16 protein-coding genes and 1 pseudogene are annotated in these 17515 nt (G+C 72.0%); 5 read left to right on the forward strand and 12 right to left on the reverse strand.

Annotation, left to right across the window (positions count from 1 at the left end):
- Window positions 1-8: 8 nt before the first annotated feature.
- The 5 genes from ACFYZ8_RS05160 to glnA form a co-directional block, all read right to left on the reverse strand.
- Complete coding sequence (locus ACFYZ8_RS05160) at window positions 9-593, reverse strand: hypothetical protein (RefSeq protein ID WP_359034477.1); 585 nt, start codon at window positions 591-593, stop codon at window positions 9-11.
- A 2-nt stretch (window positions 594-595) separates the two neighbouring features.
- Window positions 596-1519: a zinc metalloprotease HtpX gene (gene htpX / locus ACFYZ8_RS05165; protein ID WP_388535213.1), complete on the reverse strand. Its 924-nt coding sequence runs from the start codon at window positions 1517-1519 to the stop codon at window positions 596-598.
- A gap of 128 nt (window positions 1520-1647) precedes the next feature.
- Window positions 1648-2985 carry a hypothetical protein gene (locus tag ACFYZ8_RS05170; RefSeq protein WP_388535210.1) on the reverse strand — a complete coding sequence of 446 codons (1338 nt, stop codon included), beginning with the start codon at window positions 2983-2985 and terminating at the stop codon, window positions 1648-1650.
- An 86-nt stretch (window positions 2986-3071) separates the two neighbouring features.
- On the reverse strand, window positions 3072-3329 hold the full coding sequence (locus ACFYZ8_RS05175) for a hypothetical protein (RefSeq protein ID WP_388535207.1): 258 nt from the start codon (window positions 3327-3329) through the stop codon (window positions 3072-3074).
- Window positions 3330-3440: 111 nt separating this feature from the next.
- Window positions 3441-4850: a type I glutamate--ammonia ligase gene (gene glnA, locus ACFYZ8_RS05180; RefSeq protein ID WP_123760256.1), complete on the reverse strand. Its 1410-nt coding sequence runs from the start codon at window positions 4848-4850 to the stop codon at window positions 3441-3443.
- A 200-nt stretch (window positions 4851-5050) separates the two neighbouring features.
- On the opposite strand from glnA, the gene ACFYZ8_RS05185 reads away from it, so the two are divergent.
- Together ACFYZ8_RS05185 and ACFYZ8_RS05190 are read left to right on the forward strand one after the other, a co-directional pair.
- Entirely contained in the window at window positions 5051-5521 is a 471-nt protein-coding gene (locus ACFYZ8_RS05185) for an RDD family protein (protein WP_359034485.1), read from the forward strand.
- 161 nt (window positions 5522-5682) lie between these two features.
- The gene (locus ACFYZ8_RS05190) at window positions 5683-6942 is read left to right on the forward strand and encodes a lipase family protein (protein WP_388535203.1); all 1260 of its coding nucleotides are present in this window, start codon (window positions 5683-5685) and stop codon (window positions 6940-6942) included.
- A gap of 87 nt (window positions 6943-7029) precedes the next feature.
- Here the strand turns inward: ACFYZ8_RS05190 and ACFYZ8_RS05195 are convergent, their stop codons facing one another.
- From ACFYZ8_RS05195 to lipB, 4 genes are all read right to left on the reverse strand, one after another.
- Complete coding sequence (locus tag ACFYZ8_RS05195) at window positions 7030-7731, reverse strand: DUF4191 domain-containing protein (RefSeq protein ID WP_359034489.1); 702 nt, start codon at window positions 7729-7731, stop codon at window positions 7030-7032.
- 66 nt (window positions 7732-7797) lie between these two features.
- Window positions 7798-7998, reverse strand: a complete 201-nt coding sequence (locus tag ACFYZ8_RS05200; RefSeq protein ID WP_359034491.1) for a hypothetical protein — start codon at window positions 7996-7998, stop codon at window positions 7798-7800.
- Window positions 7999-8263: 265 nt separating this feature from the next.
- On the reverse strand, window positions 8264-9229 hold the full coding sequence (gene lipA, locus ACFYZ8_RS05205; protein WP_359034493.1) for a lipoyl synthase: 966 nt from the start codon (window positions 9227-9229) through the stop codon (window positions 8264-8266).
- Between the two features lie 74 nt (window positions 9230-9303).
- Window positions 9304-10104, reverse strand: a complete 801-nt coding sequence (gene lipB, locus ACFYZ8_RS05210) for a lipoyl(octanoyl) transferase LipB (protein WP_359034495.1) — start codon at window positions 10102-10104, stop codon at window positions 9304-9306.
- A gap of 245 nt (window positions 10105-10349) precedes the next feature.
- On the opposite strand from lipB, the gene ACFYZ8_RS05215 reads away from it, so the two are divergent.
- Entirely contained in the window at window positions 10350-11786 is a 1437-nt protein-coding gene (locus ACFYZ8_RS05215; protein WP_359034497.1) for a regulator, read from the forward strand.
- Between the two features lie 99 nt (window positions 11787-11885).
- Here ACFYZ8_RS05215 and ACFYZ8_RS05220 read toward each other — a convergent pair whose 3' ends face one another.
- Both ACFYZ8_RS05220 and ACFYZ8_RS05225 read right to left on the reverse strand, forming a co-directional pair.
- On the reverse strand, window positions 11886-13298 hold the full coding sequence (locus ACFYZ8_RS05220; protein WP_388535198.1) for an NAD(P)/FAD-dependent oxidoreductase: 1413 nt from the start codon (window positions 13296-13298) through the stop codon (window positions 11886-11888).
- A gap of 169 nt (window positions 13299-13467) precedes the next feature.
- Window positions 13468-14361, reverse strand: a complete 894-nt coding sequence (locus tag ACFYZ8_RS05225) for a TIGR01777 family oxidoreductase (protein WP_388535195.1) — start codon at window positions 14359-14361, stop codon at window positions 13468-13470.
- A gap of 71 nt (window positions 14362-14432) precedes the next feature.
- Here ACFYZ8_RS05225 and ACFYZ8_RS05230 point away from each other — a divergent pair, with 71 nt between their 5' ends.
- A complete protein-coding gene (locus ACFYZ8_RS05230; RefSeq protein WP_388535192.1) occupies window positions 14433-14921 on the forward strand; it encodes a GNAT family N-acetyltransferase in 489 nt (162 codons plus the stop codon).
- 159 nt (window positions 14922-15080) lie between these two features.
- Here the strand turns inward: ACFYZ8_RS05230 and ACFYZ8_RS05235 are convergent, their stop codons facing one another.
- Window positions 15081-16265 (reverse strand): MarP family serine protease, encoded by a 1185-nt coding sequence (locus tag ACFYZ8_RS05235; RefSeq protein ID WP_359034505.1) that lies wholly within the window; start codon window positions 16263-16265, stop codon window positions 15081-15083.
- A gap of 634 nt (window positions 16266-16899) precedes the next feature.
- Between ACFYZ8_RS05235 and ACFYZ8_RS05240 the strand changes: the two are divergent.
- Window positions 16900-16998 (forward strand): annotated as a pseudogene (locus ACFYZ8_RS05240) (PspA/IM30 family protein); the annotation flags it as partial.
- Window positions 16999-17515 lie beyond the last annotated feature (517 nt).

Genomic DNA, 17515 nt, shown 5'->3' on the forward strand with positions numbered 1-17515 from the left:
TCCCGGTCTCAGAGTCCGGGGGCGCCCCACAGGGGGAACCAGCGGTTCAGGTCCTGCTCGATCCGCAGATCGTTCGTGAGCGCCGCCTTCACGCGAAGCTCCAGCGGGTTGTCGCGCCGCTGCCCCGCACCCGGCAGCGGCGCGAAGGGGTAGAAGCTGCCGCGCTTGTAGAGGTAGACCAGCGCGAGGGAACGGCCCTCGGAGTCCTGGAACCCGGCCAGCGAGCACAGCAGTTGCGGCCCGAAGCCGTTGACCTCCATCGAACTGTTCACCGCGTGCAGGTCGTTGACCAGCTGCGGAAGCTGGTCCGGGGTGCGCTCGGAGACCAGCCAGGAGTAGCCGAAGTCGTCCCGCCGCAGCTCCACCGGCGGCCCGTCCCGGTCGGCGTCCGCGTCCAGCAGGGCCTGGACCTCCCGGTGTGTCTGCTCGAAGGCCGCGCCCTCGACCGTGGCGAAGCACACCGCCCCGCGGCCGGTCGGCGTGAAGGAGGCGGCCGCCTCCAGCGTCACGGCCGCCGACGGCAGCGCGAAGAGCTGGTCGAGGTCGGGAGCGACGGGCTTCGTGCGCCCGAGCAGGATGTCCAGCAGCCCCATGCTCAGTCCGTCCTGCCGTTCCCGGGCGTCGCCGCCTCACCCAACTCCGTGGAGATCCGCCCCAGTTGCTCCAGTCGCTGTTCCAGGGACGGGTGGGTCGAGAAGATCCGCTCGATGCCGGGCTCCTTGCCGGTGGCCGGGGTGAAGTAGAAGGCGTTGAAGGCCTGGGCGGTCCGCAGGTCCTTGGTCGGGATGCGGGCGAGCTCCCCGGAGACCTTGGTGAGCGCGGAGGCGAGAGCCGAGGGACGGCCGGTGAGGTGGGCCGCCGCCCGGTCCGCCGCCAGCTCCCGGTACCGGGACAGTGCCCTGATCAGCAGGAAGCTGAGCGCGTACACGGCCGCCGAGACACCCATGACGGCGGCGAAGATCACGGCGGTGTTCTGGTCCTTCCGGCCTCCGAACACCTGGCTGTAGAAGGCGAACCGCACGATCAGACCGGCGATCACGCCCAGGAACGAGGCGATGGTGATCACGGCGACGTCCTTGTGCGCCACGTGCGACAGCTCGTGCGCGAGCACACCCTCCAGCTCGGCGGGCTCAAGGCGCCGCAGCAGCCCGGTGGTCACACACACCACCGCGTTGTCCGGGTTCCGCCCGGTGGCGAACGCGTTCGGCATGTCCATCGTGGACACCGCGATCACGGGCTTGGGCATGTCCGCGATCGCGCACAGCCGGTCGACCACGGCGTGCAGTTCGGGATACTCCTCCCGCCCCACGACCCGCCCCCGCATCGCGAACATCGCGATCTTGTCGGAGAACCAGAACTGCGCCACGAACATCACGGCGATCAGCCCCACGACCAGCAGCCAGGACTTCAGCAACACGATCAGCACGGCGACGAAGGCCACATACAGCAGCCCGAGCAGGAACATCGTGACCGTCATCCGCACGGTCAGCCGCCGGTCGCTCCGGAAACGACTCCGCATCTGCACCACCCCGCAGTCAGGCACTCGTCCCACCCTTCAGTGTGCACCTGTCCGTGCCCATGAAGCGGTCGCGATCAGCCCTAGGGGCAGCAAAGGTTCAGGCCTTGAGCCCGGCCTCCCCATACGCCTCAGCGCCGTACCGACCGTCGGGCCCAGTACCGCAGCTTGTCGTCCGGATCGTCGACCAGTGCGACGGCCGCCCGCAGCCCCGCGAGCCCGCCGTGCGCCTGGAGCAGCCGGAACGCCGAGACCCGCGTCTCCCGGGCCCGCTCCACCGCCAGCCGCTCCAGCAGCCATCCGGCGTCCAGCAGCCGCGCGGACGGCACCAGCGCCAGCGTCGCCTCCCGCACCACACCGGCCGCGGGATCGTCGAGCAGCGCCCGCAGCCGTCGTACGTCCAGCACGTCCAGCGTCCGCAGCCCGCCCACGGCGCGCGCCCTGACCACCGGGTCCGGATGCGAGGTCAGCGCCCACAGCAGCTCGGCGTCACTCCGGCTCCCGCACTCCGCGAGCCCGCTCACCGCCCCCGCCGGCAGCGCCGCGTCACCGGCATCGGCACACCGCCGCCGGTACCACGCCAGGGGATCACCCCCGGACTGCCGTACGACATACCGCGCACAGGCCCGCACCATCCCGGCCCGGTCGCCGAGGAACCCCACAGCCCGCTCCCCTTGTCCGGCCCGCCGCAGCGCGGTCACCCCGGCCGACCGCACCCGCGGATTGCGAGCGGCCAGCAGCGGTTCGAGTACGGCGTCGTCCACGCCGCCCTCCACCACGCCGGCCAGGGCGGCATCCGCGCAGAGCCCCTGCACGACCGTGTCGTCGTCCCGGGCGGCGGCTCGGGCCAGCTCGGCGGGGGAGAGGTACCCCTCCTTTACGGCGAGGCGGTAGCCGTGGCGCCGGGTGGTCCGGTCGGCGTCGGTGTACAGCGGGACGAGCGTGTCCCGGGGCGCGGCGCGCAGCAATCGGGTGGCCAGGCCGGTGACGAGGTCACCCCGGTCCCGGCGCCCGATCCGCAGGATCAGCGGCATCAGCCGTACCGCGGACCCGGCGTCGAGGACGTCCGCGAGCAGCCGCCGGGCGTCCTCACGCACCGGCGAGGCCCAGTCGGAACACCGCACGACCACCAGCGGCAGCAGCCCGGGATACGCGGCCGCCCGCGCCAGGGCCGCGGATCTGACCCTGCCGTCACGGTGGCACAGACCGAGCGCGAGTTGCCCCTCGGTGAGGAGGCCGGCCGCCGTCGAGCCCTCGCGCAGGGCGTCCGTCAGCGCGCGTCCGCTCGCGGTCCGCTCCCAGCCCGGCGGCAGCCACGGGTCGTCGCCGTGGGTCCAGCCGCTCGCCCGCACCCCGGCGTCCAGCCCTATCCAGGCGCCCGGGTCGGCCGTGTCGACGGCCTCCCCGAGCGACGCCCCCTCCGCGAGGCGAACCGCCGCCGCTGTCCCGTCCCCGTTGTTCCCGCGCACGCCCGCTCCCGGTCTCGATGTGTCCGCAGATCGTAGGCGTACCAGCGCGGAAGGTCCCGCGATTTACCTGCTCAGCCCGGGGGCAGTCAGTACGACGCCCGGAAGTTCACGTACCCCAGCAGCAGCACGACCACCGCCACACAGCCGAACACGATCACCGTCGAGCGCCACGAGGAACGCCGCGGCGCCCTGAACTCGGGGTCGGCGCGGAACGGCTGCGGCTTCGGCGGGTTCTCCTTCCAGCGGGCGGCCAGCATCCGGGCCCGTGCCGAGGGCTCCTTGAACTCGGCCCCGTCGGCCCACTTGATGTCGAACTCCCGCTCCATGTCGTCCTGTTCGGGCATCCCCGTATCCCCCGTCGTCTCCTGTCGAACAGCCGTGCAGGAAACGATACGACGACGCCCCCACCCCCGGACAACAGGAGTGAGGGCGCCGCCGTACGGCCTACGCGTCGATCACACGTCGAAGTACAGCTCGAACTCGTGCGGGTGCGGACGCAGCTGCAGCGGGGCGATCTCGTTCGTCCGCTTGAAGTCGATCCACGTCTCGATCAGGTCCGGCGTGAAGACATCGCCCTGGAGGAGGAACTCGTGGTCGGCCTCGAGGGAGTTGAGGACCGCCGGGAGGGAGGTCGGGACCTGGGCGACGTTCGCGTGCTCCTCGGGAGCCAGCTCGTACAGGTCCTTGTCGATCGGCTCGGCCGGCTCGATCTTGTTCTTGATGCCGTCCAGGCCCGCCAGGAGCAGGGCCGAGAAGGCGAGGTACGGGTTGCCGGAGGAGTCGGGCGCGCGGAACTCGACGCGCTTGGCCTTCGGGTTGGAGCCCGTGATCGGGATACGCATGGCCGCGGAGCGGTTGCGCTGCGAGTACACCAGGTTGATCGGCGCCTCGAAGCCCGGCACCAGGCGGTGGTACGAGTTCACCGTCGGGTTGGTGAAGGCCAGCAGCGACGGGGCGTGCTTGAGGATGCCGCCGATGTAGTAGCGGGCGGTGTCCGACAGGCCCGCGTAGCCGGCCTCGTCGTAGAAGAGCGGGGAGCCGCCGGCCCACAGGGACTGGTGGACGTGCATGCCCGAGCCGTTGTCACCGAAGATCGGCTTCGGCATGAAGGTCGCGGTCTTGCCGTTGCGCCAGGCCACGTTCTTCACGATGTACTTGAAGAGCTGGAGGTCGTCGGCCGCGGCGAGCAGCGTGTTGAACTTGTAGTTGATCTCGGCCTGGCCGGCGGTGCCCACCTCGTGGTGCTGGCGCTCGACCTGGAGGCCGGACTTGGCCAGCTCCAGGGAGATCTCGGCACGCAGGTCGGCGAAGTGGTCGACCGGCGGGACCGGGAAGTAACCGCCCTTGTAGCGGACCTTGTAACCGCGGTTGTCCTCCAGCGCACCGGTGTTCCAGGCACCCGCCTCGGAGTCGATGTGGTAGAAGGACTCGTTCGACGAGGTCGCGAAACGCACCGAGTCGAAGACGTAGAACTCCGCCTCGGGGCCGAAGTAGGCCGTGTCGGCGATGCCCGTCGACGCGAGGTAGGCCTCGGCCTTCTTCGCCACGTTCCGCGGGTCACGGCTGTACTGCTCGCCGGTGATCGGGTCGTGGATGAAGAAGTTGATGTTCAGCGTCTTGTCGCGGCGGAAGGGGTCCACCCGGGCGGTCGACAGGTCCGCGCGCAGCGCCATGTCGGACTCGTGGATGGCCTGGAAGCCGCGGATCGACGAGCCGTCGAACGCGAGCTCCTCGTCCGGGTCGAACGCCTCGACGGGCAGCGTGAAGTGCTGCATGACGCCCGGCAGGTCGCAGAAGCGGACGTCGACGAACTTGACGTCCTCGTCCGCGATGAACTTCTTGGCCTCGTCGGCGTTCTGGAACATCCAGCTCCTCCTACTCCCGACCGTTCCTGGACCGGGGTGGTAGTTCGTTCGTGCGGCCAGTGCGGTGGCACACGCTGTCCACGACCCTAGGGACGGGTGGTTTCTCGGGCGTGACCCATTTGTTTCGCACAAGTTAACCGGACATCGTGGGTCCCGCCCCACCTGTCCGTATCCCGAAACGCTGGCAGTACGGTGGACGCGTGGACAAGAGGGATGCAATCGGATCGTGGCTCTCAGGCCCCCGCGCGGCCGCCGAGGATGCCGGTGTCGACTTCGGATACCGCGGAGAGCAGCTCGGCCTGCCGGAGGAGGGACCGGGGTCGATCGCCCGCCCCGGGCGACGGCTGGGCGCACTGGCCGTGGACTGGGCGATGAGCGTCCTGATTGCATCCCAGCTCATCACGCAGAGCTACGGCGATCCCGCGACCTCGAACTGGGCTCTGCTGGTGTTCTTCCTGATGGGCGCCCTCACCGTCGGCACCATCGGCTTCACCCCGGGCAAGCGCCTCTTCGGCCTGCGCGTGGTCGCCCTCGCCACCGGCCGTGTGAACCCGGCGCGCGCCCTGCTGCGCACGGTCCTGCTCTGCCTCGCCCTCCCGGCCCTGATCTGGGACCGCGACGGCCGGGGGCTGCACGACCGGCTGGCGAAGACCGTGGAAGTGCGCATCTGACCCCGCGCATCCCACCGCCGACGAGGTCCCTCGCCTTTGTCGCGTCCTGACAGCCGCCGCGACGAACATGCGCGGTGGCTGACTATGGGTCAGTAGGTCCGGGCTCCTAGCGTCTGGCACCCAGAGCAACCTCCCCCGTTGCGAAGGGACGCGCCGGACCGATGAAGAGATCCGCCCTGGTCACCGCTGTCACCGCTCTCACCACTGCCGCCCTGCTGGGCGGCGTCCCGGTCTCCCAGGCCCCCGCCGCAGAGCGCGCGGCCGCCTGCACCGCCGCCGACGCGGACGTCTACACACCCCCCGCCACCGTGCCCGCGACGCCGGGCACCGTGCTGGCCTGCCGTTCCGTCACCCTGAGCCAGGTGCCGGGGAACATCGCCATGTCCGCCTGGAAGGTCCTCTACAGCTCCACCGACAACCAGGGCCGGCCCGTCGCCGTCTCCGGCACCCTCGCCGTCCCCACGGCACCCTGGACCGGCGCGGGCACCCGGCCCGTCGTCGCCTTCCACCCCGGCACCCTCGGTCTCGGCCCCCAGTGCGCGTTCTCCAAGCAGCTCGCCGGGGCCTTCCAGGACGAGTACGAGGGCGACAACATCGCGGCCCTGCTCAAGGCGGGGTACGCGGTCGCCGCGACCGACGGTCCCGGCTACCTCGACGGCCAGACGCACCGCTATGTCGCCGGCACCGACTCCGGCCATGCCCTGCTCGACATCGCCCGCGCCGCCCCCGCGGTACCGGGCAGCGGCTTGTCCGAACGGACCCGCGTCGGCCTGTGGGGCTACTCCGAGGGCGGCGCGGCCAGCCTGTGGGCGGCCCAGCTGGCGGCGGGCTACGCCCCCGGGCTCAACGTGGTCGGGGACGCCTCCGGTGGCGTCCCCGGTGACCTGAAGCAGGTGGCGGCCGGGCTCGACGGCGGTGCCTTCTCCGGTTTCCTCGCCGACGCGGCCGTCGGCGTCCAGGCCGCCTACCCGACCCTGCCTCTCGACTCGCTCCTCAACGACCAGGGCAAGGAGGCCGTGAAGACCGCCAAGTCCGTGTGCGTGGCGGGCACCGTCACCGCCCTCGCGGGCAAGAGCATCAAGGACTTCACCACGGCCGGGCTCACCCTCGACCAGCTCTACCGGCAGCGCGGCAGCGACGGCCGCACCTGGGGCCAGGTCCTGGACGCCCAGAAACTCGGCGTGAACCTCGGGAGCTACAAGATCGCCTTCCCCGTCCTCCAGTACCGGGGCGCCCTCGACGAGGTCATCCCCACCGCCACCGAGGACGCCGTCCACACCGCCTACTGCGCCGCGGGCGTGAAGACCGGCTGGAAGATCTACCCCGGCGATCATCTCCTCACCGACAACCAGGCCGTCGGTGACGTCGTCTCCTGGCTCGGCGACCGGTTCGCGGGCCGGGCCGCGCAGAGCGACTGCTGATACCCCCTGATACCCCTTCCCCTGTCCGTTACGACGATGGGGGCGCCCGGAGTCGTTCCGGGCGCCCCCATCGTCGTAGCAGCGAGGTCAGCGGGCCTTGCCGCCGCCCTTCGGCAGCTTCATACCCTTGGGCATCGGGCCCTTCGGCAACGGCATGTTGCTCATCAGGTCGCCCAACGCGCGCAGCCGGTCGTTGGTGGCGGTCACCTGCGGGCCCGTCAGTACACGCGGCAGCTTGAGCATGGCGGTCCGCACCTTCTTCAGGGGGACCTGGCCCTCGCCCGTGCCGACGACGATGTCGTGCACCGGCACGTCCGCGACGATGCGGTTCATCTTCTTCTTCTCGGCGGCCAGCAGGCTCTTGACCCGGTTCGGGTTGCCCTCGGCGACCAGGACGATGCCGGCCTTGCCGACGGCCCGGTGCACCACGTCCTGGCTGCGGTTCATCGCCACCGCGGGGGTGGTCGTCCAGCCCCGGCCGATGTTGTCCAGTACGGCCGCGGCGGCACCCGGCTGGCCCTCCATCTGCCCGAACGCGGCCCGCTCGGCGCGGCGCCCGAACACGATCGCCGTCCCGAGGAAGGCGAGCAGGAAGCCCAGGATGCCGAGGTAGACCGGGTGGCCGATCAGGAAACCGATGGCGAGAAAGACGCCGAGGATGAGGATGAAGACACCCGCGAGCACCAGGCCGATCGTCTTGTCGGCCTTGCGGGTCATCTTGTACGTCAGGGCGATCTGCTTCAGTCGCCCGGGGTTCGCGGCATCGGCCGCACTGTCACTTCTCGCCATGCCCCGAAGTCTACGTGGCCGTGCGGACGCCGACGACGGCAGTGTCCGCACCCTGAACGGGAGGCTTCAGGAGCTGATGGTGAACGTCTGGTCCAGGACGCGCTGCGCCTCGACCCGGTCCTTGGCGCGGCGGCGGTCCTCCAGGACGGAGGTCCAGGCGTTGCGGCGGGCGGTGCGCTGACCGCTGCTCATGAGCAGCGACTCGACGGCACGCAGTGCAGTGGTGAACGACGGGATGGCGGTGGCGCGAACCGGCGCGGCCTGCATGATGGGGGTCCCCCTCGGGGTGGCGGCTCGGGTGAGCGGTGCACGGGCTGTACAACCAGGGTCACTGAATGGTGTTACCAGGGCGTGACCGACCGGTCAAACGCCCATGAAGCCTTGTACTCCGCCCGAAAACACGGACGCGGCCCCGATGACCCCCCTATCTGCGGGGATGTCCGGGACCGCGTCAATCGGCCGCTACCGAGCGGTAGTTGCTTGTGCTGGGATTCACACGTTTGGAGTGGCACTCCGTGCCATCGGGGAGGTCTCAGACCGCCTGCGAGGCGACGTAGGAACCACGCTTCTCGACGGCCATCTGATACAACCGGCCGGCCCGGTAGGAGGACCGGACGAGCGGACCGGACATCACTCCGGAGAAGCCGATCTGCTCGGCCTCCTCCTTCAGCTCCACGAACTCCTGCGGCTTGACCCAGCGCTCCACGGGGTGGTGGCGCACCGACGGGCGCAGGTACTGCGTGATGGTGACGAGCTCGCAGCCGGCGTCGTGCAGCTGCTGGAGCGCCTCGCTGACCTCCTCGCGGGTCTCACCCATGCCGAGGATCAGGTTGGACTTGGTCACCAGGCCGAAGTCGCGGGCGTCGGTGATGACCTTCAGGGAGCGCTCGTAGCGGAAGCCGGGGCGGATCCGCTTGAAGATCCGCGGGACCGTCTCGACGTTGTGCGCGAAGACCTCGGGGCGGGACTCGAAGACCTGCCGGAGCAGCTCCGGCACGGCGTTGAAGTCGGGGGCGAGCAGCTCGACCTTGGTGCGGCCGGCCTCACGGGAGGACGTCTGCTCGTGGATCTGGCGGACCGTCTCGGCGTACAGCCAGGCGCCGCCGTCCTCCAGGTCGTCACGGGCGACGCCGGTGATGGTGGCGTAGTTCAGGTCCATGGTGACCACGGACTCGCCCACGCGGCGCGGCTCGTCACGGTCGAGCGCCTCGGGCTTGCCGGTGTCGATCTGGCAGAAGTCGCAGCGCCGGGTGCACTGGTCGCCACCGATGAGGAAGGTCGCCTCGCGGTCCTCCCAGCACTCGTAGATGTTGGGACAGCCGGCTTCCTGGCAGACCGTGTGCAGACCCTCGCTCTTCACGAGCTTCTGCATGGCGGTGTACTCGGGGCCCATTTTCGCCCGGGTCTTGATCCACTCGGGCTTGCGCTCGATGGGGGTCTGGGCGTTGCGGACCTCCAGGCGCAGCATCTTGCGTCCGTCGGGTGCGACTGCGGACACGACCGGCTCCCTAGCGTTTGATTCTTCGGCGTGCTCAAGGGTACGCCCGTGGATTTGAAAGCCCGCTGCCTGTCTCAGGCCGCAGGTGTCTTCTCGATCACCCTCGGCTTCAGCTCCGCGTTCTCCAGTACGTCCCTCAGGTGCCGTTCGACGACCGGCAGGACCTCGTCGATGGTCACGTCGCGGCCGAGCTCGTCCGCGAGGGAGGCGACGCCCGCGTCACGGATGCCGCACGGGATGATCCGGTCGAACCACTTGTTGTCCGGGTTCACGTTGAACGAGAAGCCGTGCATCGTCACGCCCTTGGCCACGCGGATGCCGATCGCCGCGATCTTGCGGTCCTCGCGGCGCTGGCCCGCGTTGGACGGGGCGTACTCCGGCCCGTTCATCCGCGGGTCGAACTCCTCGTCGGTCAGCCGGGGGTCGAAGTCCAGGGAGAGCCCGCCGAGGGACGGACGCGTCTCGACCGGATCACCGAGCACCCACACGCCACTGCGGCCCTCGACCCGGCTGGTCTCGAGGCCGAACTCCGCGCAGGTGCGGATCAGGGCCTCCTCCAGCCGCCGTACGTGCGCCACCACGTCCACCGGGCGCGGGAGCTTCTGGATCGGATAGCCCACCAGCTGGCCCGGACCGTGCCAGGTGATCTTGCCGCCGCGGTCGACGTCGATGACGGGGGTGCCGTCGAGGGGGCGCTCGTTGTCCGCGGTGCGCCGGCCCGCCGTATAGACAGGGGGGTGTTCGAGCAGCAGGACGGTGTCGGGGACCTCGTCCTCGAACCGCGCCGCGTGCACCCGGCGCTGCTCGTCCCACGCCACCTGGTACTCGACCGCGTCCGCACCGAACCCCATGCGGACGAACCGCAACCCACTCACGGCAAGCGCCTCCCTAGAAGGTCGTAAGGCACGAAAGGTGCCTACGCCACTGTACGTCCGCCTCGCGGGCGTCAGCCCTGGGGGCAATCCTCACACGATCGGATGAACGAGCGTCGAAGTGTGCGATCGTCTGCTCACTCTCCGCTACATTCGCGCCGTTCGCAGAGGCCATAAGGGCAGCTCACAGGCAATCCGGGCACCACGTGACCACGTGACGGCCCGAAAGGCAGGAGACCGCACCGCAGATGACGGAACGACCCGCGCAGCGCACTCCCAACCGACAGCTCGCCGCGCTCATCGCAGAAGCGGGGTTCTCCAACGCGGGTCTCGCCCGACGCGTGGACCAGCTCGGTCTCGAACACGGGCTGGATCTCAGATACGACAAGACCTCCGTGACCCGGTGGCTGCGCGGGCAGCAGCCCCGGGGCACCACCCCCGCCCTCATCGCCGAGGTCTTCACCCGCCGGCTCGGCCGCCGGCTCTCCGCGCAGGACCTCGGCCTCGACGCCTGCGCGCCCGTCTACGCCGGACTGGAGTTCGCCGCGGGCCCCGAGGAGGCCGTCGACATCGTCAGCGGGCTGTGGCGCAAGGACTCCGGCAGCCACGCCGAACTGCGCAAGATCGCCTTCACGCCGGCCGGCCTGGTCGTCCCGAGCCGGGACTGGCTGATCGGCCGCCCCGACGACCAGGTCGCCCGCGGCGAGCCCCCGCTCCGGGTCCCTGCGCAGGGGCGCCCGGTGGTGCCCCGGCAACGCGGCCAGGCCGAGCGCGGCCCCGGCCAGAAGGTCACCGGCGGCGACATCGCCGCGCTCGCCTCGGTCGGCCGGCTCTTCCGCACCCTCGACGACCAGTACGGCGGCGGGCACGCCCGGCAGGCCCTGGTCCGCTACCTGGAGCACGAGTGCGAGCCGATGCTGCGCGGCACGTACGGCGAGACCACCGGACGCCGGCTCTTCGCCGCGGCCGCGGACCTGACCCGGCTCGCGGGCTGGACGTCGTACGACATCGCGGCCCACGGGCTCGCACAGCGGTACTTCGTGCAGGCGCTGCGGCTCGCGCAGGCGGCGGGGGACCGGGCGTACGGGGCGTACGTGCTGGTCACGATGAGCCGGCAGGCCGTGTACCTGGGGCACGGCCGGGAGGCGATCCAGCTCGCGCGGGTGGCCCAGCAGGGTGTCGGCACGACCGCGCCGCCGGTCGTGCAGGCGCTGCTGCACTCCGCCGAGGCACGGGGGCACGGGGTGCTGGGGGAGGTGCGGGCCTGCACCGCGTCACTGGTCCGCGCGGAACGGGCGCTGGAGGCGGCGCGTCCCGGTGACGACGTCCCGCACTGGGCGCGGTTCTTCGACGAGGCACAGCTGGCGGACGAGTTCGGGCACTGCCACCGGGATCTCCAGCAGTTCCGGGCGGCGGCGCAGCACGCCGAGCGCTCGCTTCAGTTGCGTGCGCCCGCGTACGCCCGCAGTCGGTTGTTCTGCCGGGTGGTGCTCGCCTCCGCGCGGCTGGGGCTGGGGGAGTTGGACCAGGCGTGTGCGTTGGCCGCGGAGGCCGCCGGGCAGGCGGCGGAGATGCGGTCGGTGCGGGCGGTGGAGTATGTGCGGGACTTCGAGCGGCGGTTGGAGCCGTACAAGGATGCGGCGCCGGTGCGGAGTTATCGCGACAAGGTCGCTGCGCTGGGGTGAGCCGCCTCGCCGTAACTCCGCACCGCTGTATGCCGACCGCGACATGCGTCGTGGCTTGTCGCGCAGTTCCCCGCGCCCCCAAGGGGCGCGGGTGAACCGTCACGCTGCTTGAGCTGTTGGGGTCGGGTCTGCTCGGTGCATCGAGCGCGCCGCTCCCAGGTCCTTCAGGATTGCCGCTGTTGCCCGGTGCGCCGAATGCAGTGCGCCTTGCACCGTGCTCGTGTCGCGGTGGTCGCCGCAGACGTACAGGCCGGCCAGGAGGCGTACCGGGCGGCGGAGGTCGTGGGGTGCGGGCATGGCCGGGACCGCCTCCCGGGTGTGGTGCACCGCCAAGGTCTCCCATCGGTGGGTGGGGGTGGCGTAGAGGCGGGAGAGGTGGGTGCGTACCGCCGCGTCCAGGTCGGACGGGGGGTCCCCGAGGACCGTCGAGGAGATCAGGGCCCGGCCCGAGGGGGCCCGGCTCGGGTCGACTTCGCTGATCACCGCCGTGTGGGCCACCGGGCCGCCCCGGTCGGCGTCGAGCAGCAGTGCGGAACCCGTGCGGGGCGGGTCGTCCGTCGTGTGGTGGACGACCGTCACCGGGTGGAAGTCGGGCACCCGCAGCCCCGGCAGCAACTCGGCCGCGGCCCGCGCGTCGGTCGCCAGCAGCACCGCCCGGCACCGGATCGCGCCGTGCTCGGCCGTGGTCACCGATGTCGTCGCGACGGACGTGACGCGTACTCCCGTGTGCATGGTGCCCGCGGGCAGGGTCCGCGCGAGCAGCTCCGGAAGCGTCTCGGCGCCCCCCTCCGGCACACACAGCCGTCCGCCCGCGAAGGCCCGCAGGGCGAGGTCGGCACAGCGGCTGGACGTGGTCAGCGCGGGGTCGCACAGCAGCGCGGCGAGCAGCGGACGCAGGAAGCCGTCGATCGTGCGTGCGGGCAGCCCCCGGGCCGCGAGCGCCTGTCCTGCGGGCAGTTCGGGACGGGCGAGGAGACCTTCGACGGGCGCGTGGGCGAGCCGGGTGAGCGCGGCACCGAGCCGTGCCTGATCGACGGCGCCGCCGAGCGGGGCGGCCGCGCGCGGGGCCCGGGACACGGTTGTCTGGCCGGCACCGGGCAGGACCCGGAACGCGGCTCTCCGGGACGCGGTCCCCGGCACCCCCCGAGGGGCGCTCGCCAGGGCGCGCACCGCACGCAGTGCGCCCCTCGCGCTCCGGGCGCCCGCCGGAGCGTCCACCCGGTGGTGGCGCCCGTCGCCGTGCAGCAGCACCCCCGGCGCGAACGGGCGCAGGACGAGCCCGTCGAGCCCCGGTGTCAGCCGTAGTTCGGGATACGCCGTGGACAGCAGCTGTCCGATCCGGTCGAGCCGGAAGCCGTCGACCTTCTCGGTCGACATACGGCCGCCCGCACAAGGGGCGGCCTCCAACACCGCGACGGTCACTCCTGCGCTGGTCAGCCGATGCGCCGCGGAGAGTCCGGCGACCCCGGCTCCCACGATCACGACGTCCGCCTGGTACGCGGGCTCAAGCACGTGCCCCTCCTCGAGGTTGCGCGGCCGGTGGGGACGTCATGCCCCCAACAGGCTCCGGGAATACCCGAGTTCGGATCGAGGGTAGGGCGGTGGCCGGTCAGGGGCAGTCGCGCATCGGCAGGGCACGGTCGCACACAGGTCGCATGTCGTCACGTACGGCCACGGAGCGTCAGGCCGCCCGAATCGCCCCCTCGATGTCCGGGAACGCGAACGTGAAGCCCGACTCCAGCAGCCGCGTCGGCCGTACCCGGGCGCTGCCGAGCACGTCCCCGGCCATCTCGCCGAGCACGGCCCGCAGGACCGGCGCGGGGACGGTGAAGAGGGTCGGCCGGTGCAGCACGCGGCCCATGGCCTCGGTGATCTCACGGTTCGTCAGGGGCTCGGGGGCGGTCAGGTTGAAGGGTCCTGACAACCCGTCGGTCTCCAGCAGGTGGCGGATCGCGGCCACCTCGTCGTGCAGCGCGATGAACGACCAGTACTGCCCTCCGTCGCCCATCCGTCCGCCGAGTCCCGCCTGGAACAGCGGGAACAGCTTCCCCCAGGCTCCGCCGCCGCGGCCCACCACGAGCCCGGTGCGGGTGAACGCGGTGCGGACGCCCGCCTCCTGCGCGGGCGCGGCCGCCGCCTCCCACTCCACGCACAGCTCGGGCAGGAACCCCTGCCCGGAGGGCGAGTTCTCGTCGACGACCCGGTCGCCGGTCTCGCCGTAGTAGCCCATCGCGCTGCCGTTCACGAAGACGCGCGGCGGCTCGTCCAGGGAGGCGACGGCCCGGGCGAGGGCGGTCGTGCCGTTGACCCGGCTGTCGTGGATCCGCTTCTTGTACGCCTCGGTCCAGCGCCGCGAACCGACGCCCGCCCCGGCGAGGTTGACCACGGCGTCGCACCTGGCGAGCCCGGCCGTGTCGACCCGCCCGGCCTCGGGGTCCCACCGGACCTCGGTCTCGTCCCGCGGCTCCCGGCGCACCAGCCGCACCACCTCGTGCCCGTCCGCGGTGAGAGACCGCACCAGCGCCGAGCCGATCAGTCCGGACGCCCCGGCCACCGCGATTCTTGAAAGTTGCATGACCTCATCCTGCCTGGTGGGTGTGTAAGAGCGATGTCTGGTTCCGGTCCCCCCGCCGTAGGGTGGCGGTCATGTCGCAGCTGTCCATACGCCTCGCTCTCCCCGACGACGAGGAGGAACTGGCCCGCCTCGACCGCGCCGAGTGGTCGCCCCTGCACGAGATCCTGCCCGAACAGCGGCCGCCCTACCGGCCCTTCTTCGACGAGCGCCACCTCCCCGGCGACTGCCTGGTCGCCGAGGCCGACCGCCGCATCCTCGGGTACGTCCGTCTCGGTTTCCCGACCGGGCTCGACGCGAACGCCCATGTGCGCCAGATCCAGGGCTTCGTCGTCAGCGCCCAGGCACGTGGGCGCGGTGTCGGCCGGGCCCTGATCCGCGCGATCACCGACGAGGCCCGCCGCCGGGGCGCCCGCCGCCTCACCCTGCGGGTCCTCGGCCACAACACGCCGGCCCGCAGGCTCTACGAGTCCGAGGGCTTCGCCGTCGAGGGGGTACTGCCGCAGGAGTTCCTGCTGGCGGGGGAGTACGTGGACGACGTCCTCATGGGGCGCCGTCTCTGACCACCTGGTCGGCCGCGGCGGTCGTACGGCGTCGGCGCACCACCAGGTAGAGCGCCACCCCCGCCACGAGCAGCGAGATCAGGAAGAACACGGGCACGGGAGCCTCCGCGACAGGGACGAAAAGGAACCGGCCCTCTCATCATCCGTGAGGCGGCCGCGTTACGACGTGACCAGCTCGCCCGTGTCCACCGGTGAGGTGGCGTCCGCCGCCTTGCGGGCGTCGTCGGCGACCTCCTCGGCGGTCAGGACGTAGCCCGTCTCGTCGTCGGAGGTGGAGCGGGCGAAGACCACGCCGTAGACCTCGCCGGTGGTGGTCAGCAGGGGGCCGCCGGAGTTGCCGGGGCGGACGGTCGAGCGGATCGAGTAGATCTCGCGGGTGACGGTGGCGTCGCTGTAGATGTTCTGCCCGGTCGCCTTCACCCGGCCCGCGACCGTGGCCGCCTGGAGGTTCAGGTCGCCGTCCTGGGGGTAGCCCGCGACCACCGCGGAGTCGCCCCGCGAGGCGCTGTCGTCGAAGCGCAGCACCGGCGCGCGGAGATCGGGGACGTACAGCACGGCCACGTCCCGGTCCGGATCGAACAGCACCACCCGTGCCCGGTACACCTGCCCGACCCCGCCGATCCGGACGCTCGGCTCGTCGATGCCGGCCACCACGTGGGCGTTGGTCATCACGTGCTGCGGGGCGTACACGAAGCCGCTGCCCTCGCGGCCCTGGGTGCCGGAGGCGCCCTCGATCTTGACGGTGCTGACCTTGGCGGCGTTGGTGGCGGCGGCCGTGACGCTGTCGCCGGTGGGCCTCGCGACCTCGGCCGTCGACTCGTTCTCGAACGGGTTGAAGACCTGCGGGAAGCCCGCCTCGGTGAGCGCGGAGGTGGCCCGGGAGAACCAGGTCGGAGTGGTCTCCGGCATGGAGTCCTGGACGGCGCCGAGCAGGGAGGAGTCCCGTATGGCCGTGGTGACCAGCGGGGAGGAGGACGCGCCGAGCACACTGGCGGCGACCCACGCCACGATCAGCACCGCCACCGAGTTGGCGACGGCCCCGCCGACGCCGTCCGCGACCCGCAGCGGCCCCTGGTCCAGTTCCCGGCGCAGCCTCAGCGCCAGCCGCCCCGCCAGCTCGTGCCCCACCGCGGCCGGGACCAGCACGGTCAGCACCGCGGTCACCGTGGCGGCCGTACTGCCCGGTGTCACCAGGTCCATCATCCACGGCAGCACCCACACGCCCACGACCGCGCCGCCCACGAAGCCGGCGAACGAGACACAGCCGGCCACCAGGCCACGCCGGTAGCCGGAGGCCGCATAGGCGGCGATCACCAGCAACAGCAGGATGTCGAGCACGTCCACGGAGCCGCCCTTCTCTCTCTGGACCTTCAGTACGCAGGCGAGGCGTCCAGTGATCAGCTACGCGCGCGCGTGACACCGGGAACCGGCCACGCGCGTGCACCTGGAAAAACGTCGCGGACCAGGACGATGGTTCCACCGGGTGGCACAGCACACATCGCGGGCGGAGCGGATCCGGCCGACAGTGGAACCATGCGTGTCCGAAGATCGCGGGGCCCGCGCAGAAGGCGAGCCCCCCGAATACGCCCCGCGGGCCGACTCCGGCTCGCGCTGCTGAACGCCCTGACCGCGGCAGGGCGGCGACCGGCATCCCGGGGACGTCCGACGGCGTCCCCCGCGCCGGGCACCCCCTCGGCGACCCAGGACCGGCCTTCTGCACCTGTCGGTCCCGCCGAGCGAGGGCACCGACAGCCGCCGCCCTCGGGAGACACCCCTTCCGCGGGCCCCGCGCCTTGCACACGCGCAGCGGGCCTGAGCGGCGCCTCGGCTCCCTCGCCCTCCGAGCCCCCCGGGGAACCACCCTCCGCGAGCCCGGCACCTGCCGACTGTGCGGGCCGCCCGGACCGATCCCCGCTGCCTGCGGGCCCCGCCGGCCAAGCGGCCCGGCAGGCGCCTGCGCCCGCCAGCGGTACCCCCCTCCGCCGTCTCCGAGGAGATGGGCGACGTGGGTCTGGCGATTCAGCGGGCCGAGGACAAGACGGCCCACCCGCGAGCCCCGCCCCCGGCCCACAGCGAGCAGGCCCCGGCCGACTCCGGCTCGCGCTGCTGAACGCCCTGACCGCGGCAGGGCGGCGACCAGCACGCCGGCAACGTCCGACGGCGCCCCCCGCCCCCGAGCCGGCTCCCAGCACGCTCTCAGCGGGCCCCGGCCGCTCCCCGGCTCCGCCGACCGCCTCCCTGCCGGGCGCGCCCCCCGCCGCGACCCCCGGCCGTTCCCCGGCTCCGCCGACGCCCGAACCTTCGGGTGCATCTCCCGCCGCGGGCCCCGGGCCTCGTCCCCGGCAGGCGGGCCCCGGCCGCTCCCCGGCTTCGCCGACCGCCTTCACGTCGGGCGCGCCCCCCGCCGCGACCCCCGGCCGCTCCCCGGCTCCGCCGACGCCCGAACCTTCGGGTGCATCTCCGATCGCCGGCCCCGGGCCTCGTCCCCGGCAGGCGGGCCCCGGCCGCTCCCCGGCTCCGCCGACGCCCGAACCTTCGGGTGCATCTCCGATCGCCGGCCCCGGGCCTCGTCCCCGGCAGGCGGGCCCCGGCCG

The sequence above is a fragment of the Streptomyces sp. NPDC001668 genome, from assembly GCF_042893155.1.
Lineage (GTDB): Bacteria > Actinomycetota > Actinomycetes > Streptomycetales > Streptomycetaceae > Streptomyces.